We start from the raw sequence: 17,843 nt of genomic DNA, 5'->3' as shown, positions 1-17,843 counted from the left end.
GCAAGCAGCTATCAAATTAGGAGTTCAGTCGCGTGCACGCGCAGTGGCTGCGCGGCGGGGGGCGTCGTAGGCGTCCACGATGCGTGCAACCAGCGGGTGGCGCACCACGTCGGCGCTGGTGAAGTGGGTGACCGAGATACCCTTCACGCGTTTCAACACCCGCTCGGCGTCGATCAGGCCGCTCAGCGTTCCTTTGGGCAGGTCGATCTGGCTCACGTCGCCCGTCACCACCGCCTTGGCACCAAAGCCGATGCGGGTGAGGAACATCTTCATCTGCTCGGGCGTGGTGTTTTGCGCCTCGTCCAGGATGACGAACGCATTGTTCAACGTGCGACCGCGCATGAAGGCCAGCGGCGCGATCTCGATGGCGTTGCGCTCGAACGCCTTTTGCACCTTGTCATGCCCCATCAGCTCGTACAGCGCGTCGTACAGCGGACGCAGGTAGGGGTCTACCTTCTGCGCCAGGTCGCCAGGCAGAAAACCCAGGCGCTCGCCCGCCTCCACCGCCGGGCGGGTCAGCACGATGCGCTGTACGCTGCTGCGCTCCAGGGCATCCACGGCGCTGGCTACAGCGAGATACGTCTTGCCGGTGCCGGCAGGGCCGATGCCGAAGGTGATGTCGTGCGTGGCGATGTTCTGCAGGTACAGGTTCTGCGTCGGGGTGCGCCCGCGCAGGTCGGCGCGGCGGGTGTTGAGGATGATGGCGTCGTCCGGGGCCTCCAGCAGTTCGCTGTCGCCCGCCAGCATCAGCTGGATGTAGTCTTCGCCGATGGGCCGCTCGGCCATTTCATACAGGGCCTGCAACAGCTCCATCGCCTGCGTGGCCTTGGCCTTGGGGCCGTCGACCTTGAACTGCTCGTGCCGGTGCGCAATGCTCACCTGCAAGGCCACCTCAATGGTGCGCAGGTGCGCATCGGCCGGGCCACACAGGTTCGTAAGCCGGGTGTTGTTGTGGGGGGTGAAGGTGTGGCGCAGGATCACGCGGATAATTCCAGTCAGGCAACGGAAAACGGCAAGAACGACGGCGCGGCATGTCACGCCCGCGTCGCCAAAGGACATCAATGATAGGCAAATTGACCGGCACCCTGCTGGAGAAGAATCCCCCCGAGGTGCTGCTGGACTGCCACGGTGTGGGATACGAGGTGAATGTGCCCATGAGCACGTTCTACAACCTGCCCGCCGTGGGCGAGCGCGTGAGCCTGCTGACCCAGTTCATAGTGCGCGAGGATGCGCAGCTGCTGTACGGCTTTGCGACCGCCCCCGAGCGGCAGGCGTTTCGCGAGCTGATCAAGATTTCTGGCGTGGGGCCGCGCACGGCGTTGTCCATCCTGAGCGGCATGGGCGTGAGCGATCTGGCGCAGGCGATTTCGCTGCAGGAGGCGGGGCGGCTGGTCAAGGTGCCCGGCATCGGAAAGAAGACGGCCGAGCGCTTGCTGCTGGAACTCAAGGGCAAGCTGGGCGCTGACATCGGTGCTGTGCGCGGCGCCGCCAACAGCGATGCGCAGGCCGACATTTTGCAGGCGCTGTTGGCTTTGGGCTACAACGACAAGGAGGCAGCGGCGGCGCTCAAGGCGCTGCCCGCAGAGGTGGGGGTGAGTGAGGGGATCAAGATGGCGCTGAAAGCGCTGGCGAAATAGCGTCGAGGGGCCTTTGAACAGTCTTATGGTCTTTTGTGTTGGAGCGATTTCAGCTTGTTGGAGCATTCCATGGCAAACAGTTTGAGAAATTTGGTGGTGGTCGTACTGGGCGGTGCGGTACTGTCGTCGCTGCTTACGAGCTGTGGGGGTGGTTCGGGTCCGGTCGAGTCGACTTTTCCAGTTACTCGCGTGGAAGGGCGGGTGCAGCCCTCCAGTGCCGATCAGGGTGTTCCCTACGTCAAATCGCGCCAGGCAATAGATTTGCCAGCGCCTACGCGAATCCAACTGGGCGCTCCTACGGAAGAGAAGGCTGTCGCTTTCAAATCGAAGACTGGCGTAGCGCCCCGTTTGATAGGCATGGCCCGCACCGTGAACACCACGGAGGCATCACCACAGACGCTGCAGCAGTTTCAATGGAAGTTGACAGATTCTGGTGGGATGGTCGCTGCCATCAACTTTTCTTCAGACGGGGCGCATGGGTTGCGCCTCGGCGTTGTGCCAAAGCAGTTGCCCGGCGGGACAGTACTTCGCGTCTACAGTCAGGCAAATGCGAGCAAGGTGTTCCAGATTCCTGGCCAGGAGGTGCTACAGCGCATTCAACGACAGAAGCAGTCGGGGGATACCAGCCTGGACGGACAAACTTGGTGGACACCAGACATGGGTTCTGACGAAGTCACCCTGGAGGTCGAACTGCCTCAGGGGACACCTGTGGGATCGCTGGATATTGCGATTCCTCGCGTATCCCATATTTTTGAGAATCTTTCGCTTCCCACGGAGGAAGATTTCTCCACGAAGATCAATGAGTCGGCAGTTTGCCAGCTGGATGCCTCCTGCTACGACTCTTATGCCAACCAGCGCAATGCAGTTGCACGGATGATCTTTACCTCCGGAGGTAATACCTACCTTTGCACCGGTACCTTGCTCACCGACAGCGTTTCTTCCGGCACTCCTTATTTCCTGACGGCCAATCACTGCATTTCTTCCGCTGCAGAGGCCGAATCGCTGCAAACCGATTGGTTCTATAGGACGCCGGTTTGCAATAGCCGTACCTTGTCTTCATCGGCAGAGAGGCGGTTGGGTGGTGCGACGTTGCTTCATGCCTCCGACAGTTATGACATGACGTTGCTCAAGCTAAATGACGCACCTCCTGCGGGAGCCTTCTTTGCTGGCTGGGACGCAAGCGCCCAAGTGGTGGGGTCTGCTGTGACGGGGCTGCATCACCCGCGTGGAGATTTGCTCAAGATCAGCTTTGGCACGATTGGGGGGCAAACGTTTTGCACTCCCCCAGGCGCGGGCACCGAGTTCCAGTGCATAGGCAATTCTGGTAATTACTACCAAATCAATTGGAGTCGTGGAACCACAGAAGGCGGCAGTAGCGGCTCCGCAATATTCAACAGCGCTAACCAAGTGATTGGCACCTTGTATGGTGGAAGTTCAACGTGTAGGGCTACCACATCCCCTGAGTTCTATGGGCGATTTGATATTGCGTTCAACACGGCTTTGAAGAACTGGCTAGCCCCTGCGTCGTCCACACCTTCTAGCAACGGCCGCGTTGCTGTCTATCGGTTCTTCAATGGCACAACCGGGGCTCATTTTTTCACCACCAGCGTGGCCGAGCGCGACAATACACTGCAGACGGCCCCCAGCTTTTCTTACGAAGGCGTTGCCTTTTTTGCCCAGGCAGCACCGGCAACAGGTAATTCAGCGGTGTATCGCTTTTATGGGCTTGTGGGTGGGGCTCATTTCTACACCAACAGTACACAAGAAAGAGACGCTGTGCTGACCAGCGCGCCTTCATTCCGCTATGAGGGAATCGCATGGTATGCGGCACCCAGTCCTATTGCAGGGACTTCTCCTGTATATCGTTTTTACCGACCCTCAAAGCAGGTCCATTTCTACACTATCAGTCTGGCAGAGCGTGACTTCATCGTCGCCAACAACCCAGAGTACGTGTACGAAGGCGTCGGCTACTACGCATGGACCAGCCAGTAAGCTTTGACATGACCATCCAGACCGACGACTTTTCCCCCGCCCCCGCCAAACGCGTTATCTCTGCCGCCCCCGCCTCTCCCCAAGAGGAGGCCATCGAACGCGCCCTGCGCCCCAAGCTCCTGCAGGAATACGTGGGCCAGGCCAAGGCGCGGGAGCAGCTGGAGATATTCATCGGCGCCGCGAGGAAGCGTGAGGAGGCGCTGGATCACGTGTTGTTGTTCGGCCCGCCTGGGCTGGGCAAGACCACGCTCTCGCACATCATCGCGGCCGAGCTGGGGGTGAACCTGCGCCAGACCAGTGGACCCGTGCTGGAAAAACCCAAGGACCTGGCGGCGCTGCTGACCAATCTGGAAAAGAACGACGTTCTCTTCATCGATGAGATCCACCGCCTGTCACCCGTGGTGGAGGAAATCCTTTACCCCGCGCTGGAGGACTACCAGATCGACATCATGATTGGCGAAGGCCCTGCGGCGCGCAGCATCAAGCTGGACCTGCAGCCCTTCACCTTGGTGGGTGCGACCACACGGGCGGGCATGCTGACCAACCCGCTGCGCGACCGGTTTGGCATCGTGGCGCGGCTGGAGTTCTATGCGGCCGAAGAGCTGGCGCGCATCGTCCAGCGCAGTGCCGGGTTGCTCAACGCGCCCATGGACGAGGATGGTGGCTTCGAGATCGCTCGCCGCTCGCGTGGCACGCCGCGCATTGCCAACCGGCTACTGCGCCGGGTGCGCGACTATGCCGAGGTCAAGGGCAATGGCCGCATCACCAAGTCCATTGCTGACAAGGCGCTGGCCATGCTGGATGTGGACCCGCAGGGCTTTGACGTGATGGACCGCAAGCTGCTCGAAGCTGTGATCCACCGCTTTGACGGCGGGCCCGTGGGGCTCGACAACATCGCTGCCAGCATTGGGGAAGAGGCCGGCACCATCGAGGATGTGATCGAGCCCTATCTGATCCAGCAGGGCTTCCTGCAGCGCACGCCGCGAGGGCGCATTGCCACGCTGGCGGCGTTCCGCCACCTGGGGGTTACGCCGCCGAAGGCGAGCGGGCAAGATCTGTTTGGGGTGTGAGGGCCGTGGCAGAGCTGGGCCCTGCGCGGGCTGCGCCCTGCACCATGCCCGCCACGATCAGCGCCTGCGCCGCGTAGTACGTCGCCAGCACCCACACTTGGGCCATGGGCAGGGGCGTCACAAACCGGTTAGTGGCCAGCAGCGAGTCGCTGAGCATGAAGAACCCGGCGCCAATGGCGACCCACAGCGAGGGGGCGTCGCGCAACACGGTGGCGCGGCCAATGGCCTGGGCCGCCATCAGCGCAATCACCAGCACATAGGCTGCGACCGGTGCTCGCAGTGCAGGCGGCAAGCCGCCGGCCCATAGAAAGGCATACATCGCCACGCCTATGCCCAGCGTGGCCGCCAGTGCACCCCGGTGCGGAAACCACGTCTGCCCGCTTTTGAACAGCGCCACATAGAACAGGTGCGCCACCAGAAAGCTCACCAGACCGGGAATGAAGAAACCCGGGAACATGAGGAACACATCCCCCGCCAAGGACCCGCCCAGGGCTGCCATCAGCAAGACCCAGGGCGTTCTGGAGCCCGACGTGCCCCTTGCGATAGTCGAATGTGCGCTGGTAGCTATCAAAATAATAGCGATTGCCATGGTCAGTGGCTTGAACAGCCAATGCCACTCCGTGAGCCCCAGCGCACTGGTGGCCGTGGCCAGCGCCGCGCTTTGCAGCATCAGCGCCATCAGCATGCCGATACGCCCCTGCATCACCGCGCCCAGCGACCATTGCACCGTCAGCAGCACGGCAAACCAGAGGGCGTTGTGCGCCAGCGGCGCCGCATCGGCCTGCCACAAAAAGGCCGCCACGCCGCCGAGCAGCAGCACAAACTGCACCAGTGCAAACCATTGCACGGCGCGCGACATCGGTGGGTGGTAGCGCGCCATCTGCGCCATGTTGAAGGCCGGCTTGGGAAAGCGCTCCGCCACGTCCGCAGGCCGCCAGCCCGGCGGCTTGATCCAGACCTTGAGCTTGTCGAGCCAGCTGCGTGCGTGCCAGCTGTCGTGCGCCAGCCCCGCGTACACCTGGGCGTTGGCCCACAGTGGGTCCCAGCTATTGAGCAGGCCGCGGGTGCCATACACACATTTTTCCTGGTCGTCTTCGTCCTTGAAGGTGCCAAACAGTCGGTCCCACAGGATCAGGATGCCGCCGTAGTTTTTGTCCAGGTAGGCGTCGTTGACGGCATGGTGCACGCGGTGGTTGCTCGGGCTGCAGAACCAGCGGTCGAACCAGCCCAGGCGCCCCACCTGCTCGGTGTGCACCCAGAACTGGTAGAGCAGGTCAATCAGCGCCACGACGCCGAACACCAGCGGCGGAACGCCCGCCAGTGCCATGGGCACATAAAAGATCCAGCCCAGCAGCGCGCCCGAGCTCGTCTGGCGCAGGGCGGTGCTGAGGTTGTAGTCCTGGCTCTGGTGGTGCACCGCGTGCGCGGCCCACAGCACCGCCGATTCATGCCCCATGCGGTGGAGCCAGTAGTAGCACAAGTCGTAGAACACCAGCGCCAGCAGCCAGCCGGGCAGGCTGGTCCAGAACGCATCGTTGCGCCACAGCGCCACGTGCTCGAACAGGGCGGTGTAGATGCCGATGCGCAGCAGCCGCGTGAACACTGCGCTGGTCTGGCTGAGCATGCCCAGGCTGATGCTGCTGACGGCATCGGCTAGGCGGTAGGTGTTGCGCTGGCGCTTGAAGCCAATGGCCAGCTCAAGGGCGATCAGCAGGAAGAAGACGGGTGTGGCAAGGACGATGATCTGGCTGGGGCTCATGTTGCCGGATTGTGGTCCAGCAGCCAGCTCACACCGGGGCAGGTGAACCCCTATAGCCCCGGTGTTTAGAGGGCTGCGCCTATGTCAGCGCTCCCCGTGCATCCACCCGGATGATGCGCTCCACCGTACCGGCCGCCAAACCGCCGCGCACGCCGATCAAAAAGTCATGCAGATTGACCGTGGGGTCGCAATGGCCAGGGATGAGCCAGAGCATGTGTCCCAGGCTGGGCAGGCGGGCATCGGGAGCGTCCGCGTAGAGCAAGCCATGCTCGTCGCCCCCGTTGGCATAGCGCAGGGTGCGGTCGGCGGGCAGCAGGGCCACCGTGGGCAGGCCGGAGTCAATGGCGTGGCTCTTGTGACCGGCGTCGCACACGGCGTGGGTGTCGCGCACCGACACCACCTGGGTCTTGACGTACAGCGCATGTTCAAACGCGGGCTGCGCAGGATCGCGTTCGTTGCGAGCGTAATCTGCGTCCATGAACAAAAACGAGCCCGCCTGCAACTCGCCAAACACGCCGCTGGCGGCCTCGTGAACCAGGGTGCCTGTGCCTGATCCGGTGATCAGCGGCACGGGCAGCCCGGCGGCTTCGATGAGCTGGCGCGTGTGATCCGCCGCGCGAACGACAGCGGCGATGGTCTCGCGCCGACCCACGCTGCTGGCCAGGTGCTGGGCGCGCCCGTGGTAGGCCTGCAGCCCCGCAAACCGCAGGCGGGGGCTGCGCGACACGGCCAGCGCGAGAGGCACGGCGGCCTCGCCCGGCGGCACGCCACAGCGGCCCTGGCCCACGTCGATCTCGACCAGCACATCGATGCCCGCGTCGCTGCCGTACTGCGCCATGGCTTCGGCCAGGCGTTCGATGCCGTCGATGTGGTCCACGGCCACGCCCAGGCGACCGCCGCGTGCCGCCAGCAGCGCCGCCAGCCGCGCCACGCGGTGCAGCTTGGGCATGGCAATGACCTGGTTGGTGATGGTGATGTCATCGACCCCGCCAGCGGCCAGCGCCTCGGCCTCAGCCACCTTCTGCACGCACACGCCCTGGGCGCCAGCGCGTTGCTGCAGCAACGCGAGTTCGGCGCTCTTGTGCAGCTTGGCATGGGGGCGCCAGCGCACGTGGTGCTTGCGCGCGAAGTCGGCCATGCGCTGGATGTTGCGGTCCATGGCATCCAGGTCCACCACCAGAGCGGGGGTGTCGATAGCGTCCACCCGCTGGCCGATGGTGGATTGCAATTCAGGCGTGGTTTTCATCGCGCAGGACAATCTGGTCAAGGTGTTGGGTGTCCGCCCAGCCGACGAGGGTGAGGCCGTCAGGCGTCCACAGCAGGCGGTTGATGGCGGCGTTGGAGAGTTGCCAGGTGCGCGGCGCCTGGATGTCCTGGCGCGTGGCCAGGCGGTACAGCACATCGAGCACGCCGCCGTGCGCCACCATCACCACCTGCTCGCCCACATGCTGCTGCGCCAGCGCGGTCACGGTGCGTTCGATGCGGTCACGCAAGGTGACGAGGGATTCGCCGCCCTCGGGCGTGTAGTGGGGGTCGCGCTTGCGCCAGCGCAATGCGTCCTCGGGCAGTTCGGCCTCGATCTCGGCAAACGTGCGGCCCTGAAAGTGCCCGAAGCTGCGTTCGCGCAATCCCGGCTCGGTCTTCAACGGAGCGCCTGTGGTGCGGGCCACGGCCTGGGCGGTGGCGTGCGCGCGTTGCAGGTCGCTGGAGTAGATGGCGGCAATCGGCTCGCCCACGAGCGCCTGCGCGACCTGGGCGGCCTGCCACAGGCCGGTGTCGTTGAGCGGGATGTCCAGGTGGCCCTGGATGCGGGTGTCCACGTTCCAGGCGGTTTCGCCGTGGCGGATGGCAACGATGCGGGTGGCGTGCATGCAATAGACGGGCGTGGAGGGAATCAGTGTGAGGGCGGAACCAATGGCAGGCGTACTTGCCGTGGCCCCCCGGGCGGCTTCGGAAAGCCGTTGAGTGCGGCGTCGAACAGCACGCCATAGACGGCCGGATCGCTCACCCACACATCTTCGTGCACGGCGGAGGTTTCGTACACGACGGCCTGGGTGCTGGCGTCGCGCATCACGATGCTGACCGCGCGGCGGTGCAGGGGCGTGGGCTCGCCAAAACGCCACATGCCATGCACCCCCCAGCCCCGTCCATACCAGCCGCCCATGCCCCAGGGGCCGGGGCCGTAAGGGCCGTACGGGCGGAACGGGTCATAGCGCGGCACGGCGTCGGCCTGCACGCCCAGCTGCACCAGCAGGCGGGGCGCAGCATCGTCGCGCTGCAGGCCCGCGCGCGCCAGGGCCTGTTCGGCCAGTGTGGTGATGGTGTCGAACGAAGGGGCCTGCTGCGAAGGCAGGCGCTCAATGCGGTACGTGGCAGGTGCGGGCATGGCCGCCAGCGTTGAGAAGCTCTGCACCTGGCCCTCCACCACGCGGGTGGTGCTGCAGCCTGCGAGCAGGGTGACGGTGAGGCCCAGGAGCAGGGCGGGAATCCATCGGCGTTGTGACATGGTCAGAGTGTCCTGAAACAAGGATCTCTGTGAGAGTGCCGCAGCCCGCCAGGGTTCACGACAGTTGCACCACCTGTACGCCGGGCAGCGATGGCGATGGCGCCGCAAACTCTTCCTTGTCAAAGGCCTTGTCGCCGTCTTCGCTGGCGATGCCGGTGGCCTTGGCGTTCTTGAAGTCGTACAGGCTGCCGTCCAGCAGGTGCGAGGGCACCACGTTCTGCAGGGCGTTGAACATGTTCTCCACGCGGCCGGGGAAGCGCTTTTCCCATTCGCGCAGCATCTCGCCCACCTGCTTGCGCTGCAGGTTTTCTTGGCTGCCGCACAGGTTGCAGGGGATGATGGGGAAGTTGCGGTGCGCAGCCCAGCGGGCGGTGTCCTTCTCGGCCACGTAGGCGAGCGGGCGGATCACCACATGCTTGCCGTCGTCGCTGACCAGCTTGGGGGGCATGCTCTTCATCTTGCCGCCAAAGAACATGTTGAGCAGCAGCGTCTGCAGGATGTCGTCGCGGTGGTGGCCCAGCGCGATCTTGGTGCAGCCCAGCTCATCGGCCACGCGGTACAGAATGCCCCGGCGCAGGCGGCTGCACAGGCTGCAGGTGGTCTTGCCCTCGGGGATCAGCTTCTTGACGATGCTGTAGGTGTCCTCGTTCTCGATGTGGAAGGGCACGCCGGTGCTGGCCAGGTACTCGGGCAGCACATGCTCAGGAAACCCCGGCTGCTTCTGGTCCAGGTTCACGGCCACCAGGTCAAAGTGAATGGGCGCGCGGGCCTTGAGCTTGAGCAGGATGTCCAGCAGCGCATAGCTGTCCTTGCCACCCGACATGCACACCATGACCTTGTCGCCTTCTTCAATCATGTTGAAGTCGACGATGGCCTTGCCGACTTCGCGGCACAGGCGCTTTTCCAGCTTGTGGGTTTCACGCTCGATCTTCATGCGGGCGGCGCCGCTGGCGGCTGCCTCTGCAGGCTCGTCGGCCCAGCCGACGGGGGCGGAGAGGGCGGGGGTGGTGGTCGGGGCTTCGTTCACTACGGTGCTCATGGGGTCACCACTGTCCTGTCTCGACGCGAATGGCCACTTCGCAGTCGTCAAAAATTTCGAGTTTGGCAATCTTCACGCGCACGCCCAGCACGCCGGGCAGTTGCATCAGGCGGCTGGCCAGCTTGCCGATCAGGCTCTCCAGCAGGTTCACATGCTCGGCCGTGCACTCGTCGATGATGATCTGGCGCACACGCCGGTAGTCCAGCACATGGCCAATGTCGTCGTCGCGCGGGGCCAGCGGCTGCACGCCCAGGCTCAGTTCGGCATCGACCTGAATGGGTTGCGGGTCGGTCTTTTCGTGGTCGAGGATGCCCAGGTTGGCATCGAAGCGCAAACCGGTGAGCGTCAGGATCTGCGTGCCAGTCATCTGGGAAGGGGTCTGTGTCATGGTGGGGGCTCGTTGTGTGCTCAAGCGCTGGGCTCACATCAACGAGAAATCGCGGTCAAACTTCATCAGGTGCTGGCCGCCATCGACCAGCAGCGTGGTGCCGGTAATGGAACGGTTCTCCAGCGCAAACTTCACCGTGGCGGCCACGTCCTCGGCGGTGGAAGAGCGGCCCAGGGGGCTGAGGGAATGCAGCTGGGCGAACTTTTCGTCGCTCAGCATATGGCTGGTCAATGTGAGGCCGGGCGCCACGCCCACCACACGCACGCGCGGCGCCAGGGCCAGCGCCAGCATGGTGCCGGCGGCTTCCAGCGCGGCCTTGGAGAGCGTGTAGCTCATGAAGTCGGGGTTCTGGTTCCAGAGCTTCTGGTCCAGCAGGTTGACCACGGCGCCCTGCGCGTCGGCCTCACCCGCCGCCACCCGGTCGGCCACATGCTGGTGCAGGGCCTGGGCCAGCAGCACGGGGGCCGCGGTGTTGCTGCGCAGATGCTTTTCGAGCGCGGCAAAGCCAAAGGTCCCTACGTTGTCGTGCTCGAACAGGGAGGCGCTGTTGACCACCGCGTCCACGCTGCCAAAGTGCGCCACCACGCGGGGCAGCAGGCCGCGCACGGCGGCTTCGTCATCAAAATCGGCCTCAAAATGGGCGCTTGCGCTAGTCAATCTTGCACATTCAGCTACTGTATTGATAGCATCTTGCGCTGACGAGCGGTAGTGCACCGCCACCTGCCAGCCGCCGGCGGCCAGGGCCAGCGCAACGCTGCGGCCCAGGCGCTTGGCGGCACCGGTCACCAGCACGGTGCGGGGGCGATGGGGGAGGGAAGGGGTGGACATGTGGGGGACAATGCGGGCCGTGACCCAAAGACCCGACAGTTTAACGACCGCCCTGCACCAGCACATCACCCAGGCCATTGCCGCCGAGGGCGGATGGCTGGGTTTTGACCGCTTCATGGCCCTGGCGTTGTATACGCCCGGCCTGGGCTACTACGCCAACGACTCCACCAAATTCGGTGCCATGCCCGAGTCGGGCAGCGACTTTGTGACCGCCCCTGAACTCACGCCCCTGTTCGGCCAGACGCTGGCCGTGCAGGTGGGCGAGGCGCTTGCGCATACCGGGACCGATGAGGTATGGGAGTTTGGTGCAGGCTCGGGTGCGCTGGCGCTGCAGTTGCTGGATGCGCTGGGCGACCAGGTGCAGCGCTACACCATCGTCGATCTGTCGGGCAGCCTGCGCGCGCGCCAACAGGCCAAGCTGGTGGCCCACGCGCCCAAGCTGCGCTGGGTGGATGCGCTGCCCGAGCACATCGAAGGCGTGGTGGTGGGCAACGAGGTGTTGGACGCGATGCCCGTGCAACTGCTGGCGCGCCATGGCGGCCAGCAGGGCGGTGTGTGGCATGAGCGCGGCGTGGTGGTGGCCGAAGACGGTCGCTTTGCCTGGGCCGACCGCCCCACCGACCTGCGCCCGCCCATCGCCATCGAAGGCCCGCAGGACTACCTGACCGAAATTCACGCGCAGGGCGAAGGCTTCATGCGCATGCTGGCCGACCGGCTCACGCGCGGCGCGGCTTTCTTGCTGGACTATGGGTTTGGCGAAGACGAGTACTACCACCCCCAGCGCCACATGGGCACGGTGATGTGCCACCAAGGCCACCTGGCCGATGGCGACCCGCTGGTGGAGGTGGGCCGCAAGGACATCACCGCCCATGTCAACTTCACCGCCATGGCGCTGGCTGCGCAGGAGGCGGGCCTGAACGTGTTGGGTTACACCACGCAGGCGCATTTCCTCATCAACTGCGGGCTGCTTCCAAAAATGGAGCAGCTACCGCAGGCCCAGCGGGCGACAGCGGCCAAACTGATCATGGAACACGAGATGGGCGAGCTGTTCAAGGTGCTGGCCGTGGGTGCTGGCGAGCCGTGGGAGCCGCTGGGGTTCAGCCACGGCGACCGTTCGCACCGGCTCTGACCGCCTGCTGCCGAGCTGCCCATGTTTCGCTGGCTTCTCGTCATCCTCCTGGCCCTGATGTTCATCAGCTGGCTGTCGCCGCTGTTGCGCCGCATGGGCTTTGGGCGGTTGCCGGGGGACTTCCGGTTTCGGTGGCTGGGGCGGGACTGGGATGTGCCGCTGGCGTCCACGCTGCTGCTGAGCTTTGTGGTCAGTCTGATCACCAAGCTGTTGTAGTGCAGCGGCCGCTGCTGCTGCGCTGGTATCTCAAATTAGCCCGCCGTCTGCAGCGCATCCAGAAACGCCTTGCGCCACCAGTGCACGTCGTGCTCCTTGATGCGCGCCATGAGCTTCTGGTGGCGCGCCTGTCGCTCGGCCAGCGGCATCTGCAGCGCCTGCTGGATGCTGTCGGCCATGCCCTGGGGGTCGTAGGGGTTCACCAGCAGAGCTTCTTTCAATTGCTCTGCCGCACCGGCAAAGCGTGACAGCACCAGCACACCGGGGTTGTCCGGGTCTTGCGCCACCACGTATTCCTTGGCCACCAGGTTCATGCCGTCGCGCAGCGGCGTGACCAGCCCCACGGCAGCGGCGCGACACAGGCCCGGCACACGTTTGCGCGCCACCATGCGGTGGATATAGCGCACGGGCATCCAGTCCAGCTCGCCATAGTCGCCGTTGACCGAGCCGCACAGGCCCTCCAGCTCCTGGCGCAGGTCGGCATAGGCGTGCACATCGTCACGGCTGGGCGAGGCGATCATGATCATCGTCGCGCTGCCCCGGTTTTCGGGGTAGCGGTCCAGCAGCTCGCGGAAGGCCCGCACGCGGTGCGGGATGCCCTTGGAGTAGTCGAGCCTGTCAATGCCCAGCAGCAGCCGCCTGCGCGAATACTCGTCGCGCATGTTCTCGTAGGTCTCCACCGCGTCGGGGGCGTGCGTGAGGCGCGTGAACTCGTCCACGTCGATGCCGATGGGAAACGACTGCACCACCACCGTGACGCCGAAGGCGCGCACGCGCTTTTCGTCCACCGCTTCGGCGCTGCCTTCGTTGCGCACGTAGCGCGTGAAATGCGCCACATCGGCCTCGCTCTGCAGGCCCACCAAGTCGTAGGCAAACAGCGAACGCATCAGCCACTCGTGCTGCGGGATGGCCGCCATGATGAGTGGCGGCGGCATGGGGATGTGCAGGAAGAAGCCGATGCGCTGCTTGCAGCCCATGGCGCGCAGTTCGGCGGCCAGCGGAATCAGGTGGTAGTCGTGCACCCAGATCACATCGTCGTCGCGCAGCAGCGGCAGCAGCTTGCGCGCAAACATCTGGTTCACCCGCCGATAGCCTGCGATGTAGCTGGCGTTGAAGTCTGCCAGGTCCAGCCGGTAATGGAACACCGGCCACAACACGCTGTTGCTGTAGCCGTGGTAGTAGCTGTCGTGGTCTTCGCGGCACAGGTCCACGGTGGCCAGCTTTACGGCGCCGGCCTGGCGTGTCTGCAGCTCGCTTTCGCCGGGGGTGCCGCCTTCGACCACGGTGCCGCTCCAGCCAAACCAGAGCCCTCCGGTCTGGTTGAGGGCTTCACCCAGGGCCACTGCCAGGCCCCCGGCGGCGGGTTTGCGTGGATCGGCAAGGCGGTTGGAGATGACGACAAGACGGCTCATGGGTTGATCATCGTTGTGGATTGCCCTTGGCCGCTGTCGGACAGCGCCTCAAATCACGCTGTCCCAGGGCGCGGACAGGCGCACAGCGGCGTTGATCACGCCCACCATCGAATAGGTCTGTGGGAAGTTGCCCCACATCTCGCGGGTGTCGGGGTGTGTGTCTTCCGACAGCAGTCCCAGCGGGTTGCGGGCGGCCAGCATGGTCTCGAAGATGGCCCGCGCCTCGGCCTTGCGGCCAATGCGCGCCAGCGCGTCGATACGCCAGAAGGTGCAGATGTTGAAGGCCGTTTCGGGCTTGCCAAAGTCGTCGGCCGCCTCGTAGCGGCGCATGTAGGGGCCATCGCATAGGCTCTTTTCCATGGCCTCCACGGTGCTCACAAAGCGCGGGTCTTTGGGGTCGATGAGACCCACTTCGGCCATCAGCAACACGCTGGCATCCAGCTCGTGCCCGCCAAAGCTCTCGGCAAACGCCTGGCGTTCTTCGCACCAAGACTTGTCGAGAATCTCGGCGCGCATGCGGTCGGCATGCTGCTGCCAATGGCTGGCACGGTCGGCCAGCTGCAGCGTGGCCGCGATCTTGGCCAGCCGGTCGCAGGCGGCCCAGCTCATCAGGGCCGACGAGGTGTGCACCCGGGCGCGCGTGCGCAGCTCCCACATACCCGCGTCGGGCTGGCCGTACACGCGCACGGCGTTGTCGCCCACCTGTTCCAGCCGCTTGAATTCGGCCAGGCCCGCGCGGTGTAGCAGGCGGTGGTCGTGGAAGGCCTGGGCCGCGCCCAGCACGATGTTGCCGTACACGTCGTGCTGAAAATGCTCGGCCGCCTGGTTGCCCACGCGCACCGGGCCCATACCCCGGTAGCCCGCCAGCTGGGGTACGAAACCTTCGGGCAGGTCTTTCTCCAGCCCAATGCCATACAGCGGCTGGATGTGGCCGTCGCCGCCTTCGACCACCACGTTGCTCAGCCAGCGCAGGTAGTCCTCCATGGTGCCCACTTCGGAGATGCTGTTGAGCGCGCGCACCACAAAAAACGCATCGCGCAGCCAGCAGTAGCGATAGTCCCAGTTGCGGCCGCTGTGGGCGGACTCGGGGATGCTGGTGGTCATGGCGGCCACGATGGCGCCGGTTTCTTCGTACAACGACAGCTTGAGCGTGATGGCGGCGCGGATCACAGCGTCCTGCCACTCCAGCGGAATGGCCAGCGCGCGGCTCCAGCTGCGCCAGTAGGCCGTGGTCTCCTGCTCGAAGTGGCGGGCGGTGTCGGCAATGCCGTCCACCAGCGTCTCGTCGGCGCCCAGCAGAAAGTTGTGTTCGCGCGTGAGCACAAACGCCTGGCCCGACAGCACATGCGACACCGGTGCATCGGTGGACAGGCGCAGCGTCATGCTCTCGCCCACATAGCGGATGTGGTTGCTGCCGCGCGTGATCTCGGGCGTGGTCTGGCCCCAGTCGTAGCGCACCTTGAGCGCCACCCGGATGCGCGGCGACCCCTGAATGGGGCGCACCCGGCGCACCAGCGTCATGGGCCGGAAGTAGCGCGAGCGGCTGTAAAAGCGCGGCGCAAAGTCGGTGATCTCGATGCCGTGGCCCGCCTTGTCGAACAACTGCGTGCGCAGGATGGCGGTGTTCGGCTCGTACCACTGGTGGGCCGATGCCAGGTCTTCCAGCTCGATCGCGAAGTGGCTGCCCTCGTCGCCGGGCTGCAGCAAGGCGTTGAACACCGGGTCGCCATCAAAGCGCGGCAGGCAGCACCACACCATGCGGGCGTGGTTGTCGATCAGTGCGCTGATGGCGCAGTTGCCGATCATCCCGAGGTTGAGCGAGCCCGTCTGGGGCTGTGTGGCGGCGGTGTTCATCGTTCGCGCTCCAGCGTTGTGCGTGCAGACGACAGCCAGCCCCGCAGTGCGGCCGATGTCATGCAGCGGTGTTGTGCCATGGTGGGCCCCTCGCCCACCTTGATGCCCCAGCCGCCGAGCGATTGCGCAGCGGCAAAGCCGGCCTCATCGGTGACGTCATCGCCCACAAAGACCGGCGTGCGGCCTTCAAAGGGGGGCTGCGTCATGAAATCGATGATGGCCTGGCCCTTGTGAACGCCACGGGGTTTCACTTCAAAGACACATTTGCCGCGCAGCAGTTCCACACCGTCCACCTCGCGCATGGCGTGTACCAGCGTGTCGTGGCACAGGGATTCAAGGTGGGGCGCCAGGCGGTAGTGCAGGGCGACGCTCACACGTTTGGTCTCCACCAGCAGACCGGGGTGGCGCGCTGCCAGGGACTGAGCGGCTTGCAAGACGGACTCCAGCGCGGGTGGTGCGGTGGCGGGCACCGAAGTGTCAAAGAGGCGGTATTGGGCCCCATGTTCGCTCGCCAGCGGCAGGCGCAGCGGCGCCAGAAATCCGTCGATGTCGGCTTCGGGTCTGCCGGTCACGATGGCCAGCGCACCTCCCAACTGGGCGTGCAGCGATGACAGCGTGGGAATCAGGCCCGATGCGATGCGCACCGCCTCAGGGCGTGGTGCCAGCTCGGTGAGCGTGCCATCGAAATCGAGAAAAAGCGCATGGGCAGTTGTCAGTGTGGGGAGCAGCTGCATGCGCGAAACCATAGCAGACGCTGCAATGCAGGCACGGCCGCGAGGGGGATTCAGGGCTGGTAAACGCGCGCAAGGTCTGCGACCGGTTGCAACTGGGGTGGCCGCAGATGGCAACGCGGAGCCTTGAAACGAAGCGCTTGCGGCGCCATGTGATCAGTATGGAATGTCCTGCATAACTCCCTGCAGTCTGTGATAGCGCGGTCTCGGGCCATCCGCTGCGTTGCTTTTTTGGCCCATAGCCCCGCTATGGGCTGCAAAAAGGCGCCTTGCGGCCTGTCCCGATCCGCACTACCACCGACCCGCGAGGGTTATGCAGGACATCCCAAGCTTTTTTGCCACCAACCCTTGCTGCGCCATGACCGAAGCCTTGCACATCGTCTGCCCCCATTGCCACACCACCAACCGCGTGCAGAGCGCCGACCTGGGCAGCGCGCCCGATTGCGGCCAATGCCATCGGCCCCTGTTTGCGGGGGCGCCGCTGGAGCTGGATGTGACCAGCTTTGACAAGCATGTGGCGCGCAGCCACATCCCGGTGCTGGTGGACTTCTGGGCCCCGTGGTGTGGTCCCTGCCGACAGATGGCGCCCGCCTTTGCGCAGGCCGCCCGCGAGCTGGAGCCCCGCGTGCGCCTGGCCAAGCTCAACACCGAAGACCAGCAGGCCATTGCGGCGCGCTATGCCATCCGCAGCATTCCGACCATGATCCTGTTCCAGCAAGGGCGTGAGGTGGCGCGTATTTCGGGCGCGCTGGGGGCGGCCGATATCGTGCGCTGGGTGCGCACCACCGCAGGTTGATGCGCAGCGGTCAGCGGATTCCCAGCACGCGGTCCATCGACACGCTCCCCGCACCGCGCCCCACCAGGTACAACATCAGCCCCGCCCATGACAGGTGGGTGGGCCATGCGTCCGGATAGACAAACAGTTGAATCGTCAGCGTCATGCCCAGCAGTGCCAGCGCCGACAGGCGCGTGAACAGGCCCAGCACCAGCAGCACCGGAAACAGGTGCTCCGCCACGGCGGCCATCTGCGCCGCCAGCTCGGGCGGCAGCAAGGGCAGCTTGTATTCGTCGCGGAACAGCGCGTAGGCGCTGTCGGAGATGGTGAACCAGCCCTCGACCTTGGTGCGTGCCGACATCCAGAAGATGCCCGCGATGGCCACCCGGTTGACCAGCGCCAGCAGGCTGTGCGGGGTGAGCCAGGCGGCGGTGTCGGCCAGGCGCGCCAAGAGCAAGCGTGGGCCTTTGGCAGGGGCCGAAGGGAAGTGTGTGCTGGTGGTCATGA

18 protein-coding genes are annotated in these 17,843 nt (G+C 64.9%); 6 read left to right on the top strand and 12 right to left on the bottom strand.

The annotated features are described in order from the left end of the window. Positions 1-24 precede the first annotated feature (24 nt). On the bottom strand, positions 25-981 hold the full coding sequence (locus ACT531_RS01220) for a PhoH family protein (RefSeq protein WP_476016201.1): 957 nt from the start codon (positions 979-981) through the stop codon (positions 25-27). 80 nt (positions 982-1,061) lie between these two features. Between ACT531_RS01220 and ruvA the strand changes: the two genes are divergently transcribed. From ruvA to ruvB, 3 genes are all read left to right on the top strand, one after another. Then, positions 1,062-1,637 (top strand): Holliday junction branch migration protein RuvA, encoded by a 576-nt coding sequence (gene ruvA, locus ACT531_RS01215; protein ID WP_066692719.1) that lies wholly within the window; start codon positions 1,062-1,064, stop codon positions 1,635-1,637. A gap of 69 nt (positions 1,638-1,706) precedes the next feature. Then, positions 1,707-3,629, top strand: coding sequence for a trypsin-like peptidase domain-containing protein (locus ACT531_RS01210; protein WP_476016200.1), 1,923 nt, complete (start codon positions 1,707-1,709; stop codon positions 3,627-3,629). 8 nt (positions 3,630-3,637) lie between these two features. Continuing rightward, positions 3,638-4,699 carry a Holliday junction branch migration DNA helicase RuvB gene (gene ruvB / locus ACT531_RS01205; protein ID WP_209816312.1) on the top strand — a complete coding sequence of 354 codons (1,062 nt, stop codon included), beginning with the start codon at positions 3,638-3,640 and terminating at the stop codon, positions 4,697-4,699. Here the strand turns inward: ruvB and ACT531_RS01200 are convergent. The 7 genes from ACT531_RS01200 to ACT531_RS01170 form a co-directional block, all read right to left on the bottom strand. Continuing rightward, the gene (locus ACT531_RS01200; protein ID WP_476016199.1) at positions 4,656-6,458 is read right to left on the bottom strand and encodes a lysoplasmalogenase family protein; all 1,803 of its coding nucleotides are present in this window, start codon (positions 6,456-6,458) and stop codon (positions 4,656-4,658) included. The two genes, ruvB and ACT531_RS01200, sit on opposite strands and share 44 nt — an antisense overlap. 79 nt (positions 6,459-6,537) lie before the next feature. Continuing rightward, positions 6,538-7,704, bottom strand: coding sequence for a DSD1 family PLP-dependent enzyme (locus ACT531_RS01195; protein ID WP_099731351.1), 1,167 nt, complete (start codon positions 7,702-7,704; stop codon positions 6,538-6,540). Then, positions 7,688-8,329: a histidine phosphatase family protein gene (locus tag ACT531_RS01190; RefSeq protein ID WP_116748821.1), complete on the bottom strand. Its 642-nt coding sequence runs from the start codon at positions 8,327-8,329 to the stop codon at positions 7,688-7,690. The genes ACT531_RS01195 and ACT531_RS01190 overlap by 17 nt, the downstream gene beginning before the upstream one ends. 23 nt (positions 8,330-8,352) lie before the next feature. Continuing rightward, positions 8,353-8,964, bottom strand: coding sequence for a DUF4136 domain-containing protein (locus ACT531_RS01185; protein ID WP_476016198.1), 612 nt, complete (start codon positions 8,962-8,964; stop codon positions 8,353-8,355). Positions 8,965-9,019: 55 nt separating this feature from the next. Then, on the bottom strand, positions 9,020-10,003 hold the full coding sequence (gene ttcA / locus ACT531_RS01180) for a tRNA 2-thiocytidine(32) synthetase TtcA (RefSeq protein WP_207780602.1): 984 nt from the start codon (positions 10,001-10,003) through the stop codon (positions 9,020-9,022). A gap of 4 nt (positions 10,004-10,007) precedes the next feature. Beyond that, positions 10,008-10,391 (bottom strand): dihydroneopterin aldolase, encoded by a 384-nt coding sequence (locus tag ACT531_RS01175; RefSeq protein WP_476016197.1) that lies wholly within the window; start codon positions 10,389-10,391, stop codon positions 10,008-10,010. Positions 10,392-10,424: 33 nt separating this feature from the next. Beyond that, a complete protein-coding gene (locus ACT531_RS01170) occupies positions 10,425-11,219 on the bottom strand; it encodes an SDR family oxidoreductase (protein ID WP_476016196.1) in 795 nt (264 codons plus the stop codon). Between the two features lie 10 nt (positions 11,220-11,229). Between ACT531_RS01170 and ACT531_RS01165 the strand changes: the two genes are divergently transcribed. Next, entirely contained in the window at positions 11,230-12,348 is a 1,119-nt protein-coding gene (locus ACT531_RS01165) for a class I SAM-dependent methyltransferase (protein WP_476016195.1), read from the top strand. Between the two features lie 21 nt (positions 12,349-12,369). Next, the gene (locus ACT531_RS01160) at positions 12,370-12,564 is read left to right on the top strand and encodes a DUF2905 domain-containing protein (protein ID WP_056745516.1); all 195 of its coding nucleotides are present in this window, start codon (positions 12,370-12,372) and stop codon (positions 12,562-12,564) included. 35 nt (positions 12,565-12,599) lie between these two features. Here the strand turns inward: ACT531_RS01160 and otsA are convergent, their stop codons facing one another. The 3 genes from otsA to otsB are packed head-to-tail and all read right to left on the bottom strand — an operon-like array spanning position 12,600 to position 16,564. Continuing rightward, complete coding sequence (gene otsA / locus ACT531_RS01155; protein WP_476016194.1) at positions 12,600-13,976, bottom strand: alpha,alpha-trehalose-phosphate synthase (UDP-forming); 1,377 nt, start codon at positions 13,974-13,976, stop codon at positions 12,600-12,602. A gap of 48 nt (positions 13,977-14,024) precedes the next feature. Continuing rightward, entirely contained in the window at positions 14,025-15,830 is a 1,806-nt protein-coding gene (locus ACT531_RS01150; RefSeq protein ID WP_476016193.1) for a glycoside hydrolase family 15 protein, read from the bottom strand. Next, positions 15,827-16,564, bottom strand: coding sequence for a trehalose-phosphatase (gene otsB / locus ACT531_RS01145; RefSeq protein WP_476016192.1), 738 nt, complete (start codon positions 16,562-16,564; stop codon positions 15,827-15,829). Before otsB ends, ACT531_RS01150 begins: the two co-directional genes overlap by 4 nt. A 355-nt stretch (positions 16,565-16,919) precedes the next feature. Between otsB and trxC the strand changes: the two genes are divergently transcribed. Next, a complete protein-coding gene (gene trxC, locus ACT531_RS01140) occupies positions 16,920-17,357 on the top strand; it encodes a thioredoxin TrxC (RefSeq protein WP_476016191.1) in 438 nt (145 codons plus the stop codon). A gap of 10 nt (positions 17,358-17,367) precedes the next feature. Here the strand turns inward: trxC and ACT531_RS01135 are convergent, their stop codons facing one another. Then, positions 17,368-17,841 carry a DoxX family protein gene (locus ACT531_RS01135; RefSeq protein WP_110961541.1) on the bottom strand — a complete coding sequence of 158 codons (474 nt, stop codon included), beginning with the start codon at positions 17,839-17,841 and terminating at the stop codon, positions 17,368-17,370. Positions 17,842-17,843 lie beyond the last annotated feature (2 nt).

This window comes from Acidovorax sp. DMC1 (genome assembly GCF_056314325.1).
Note: the sequence above shows the minus strand (reverse complement) of the source record. Positions and strands in the feature narration are given on the sequence as shown.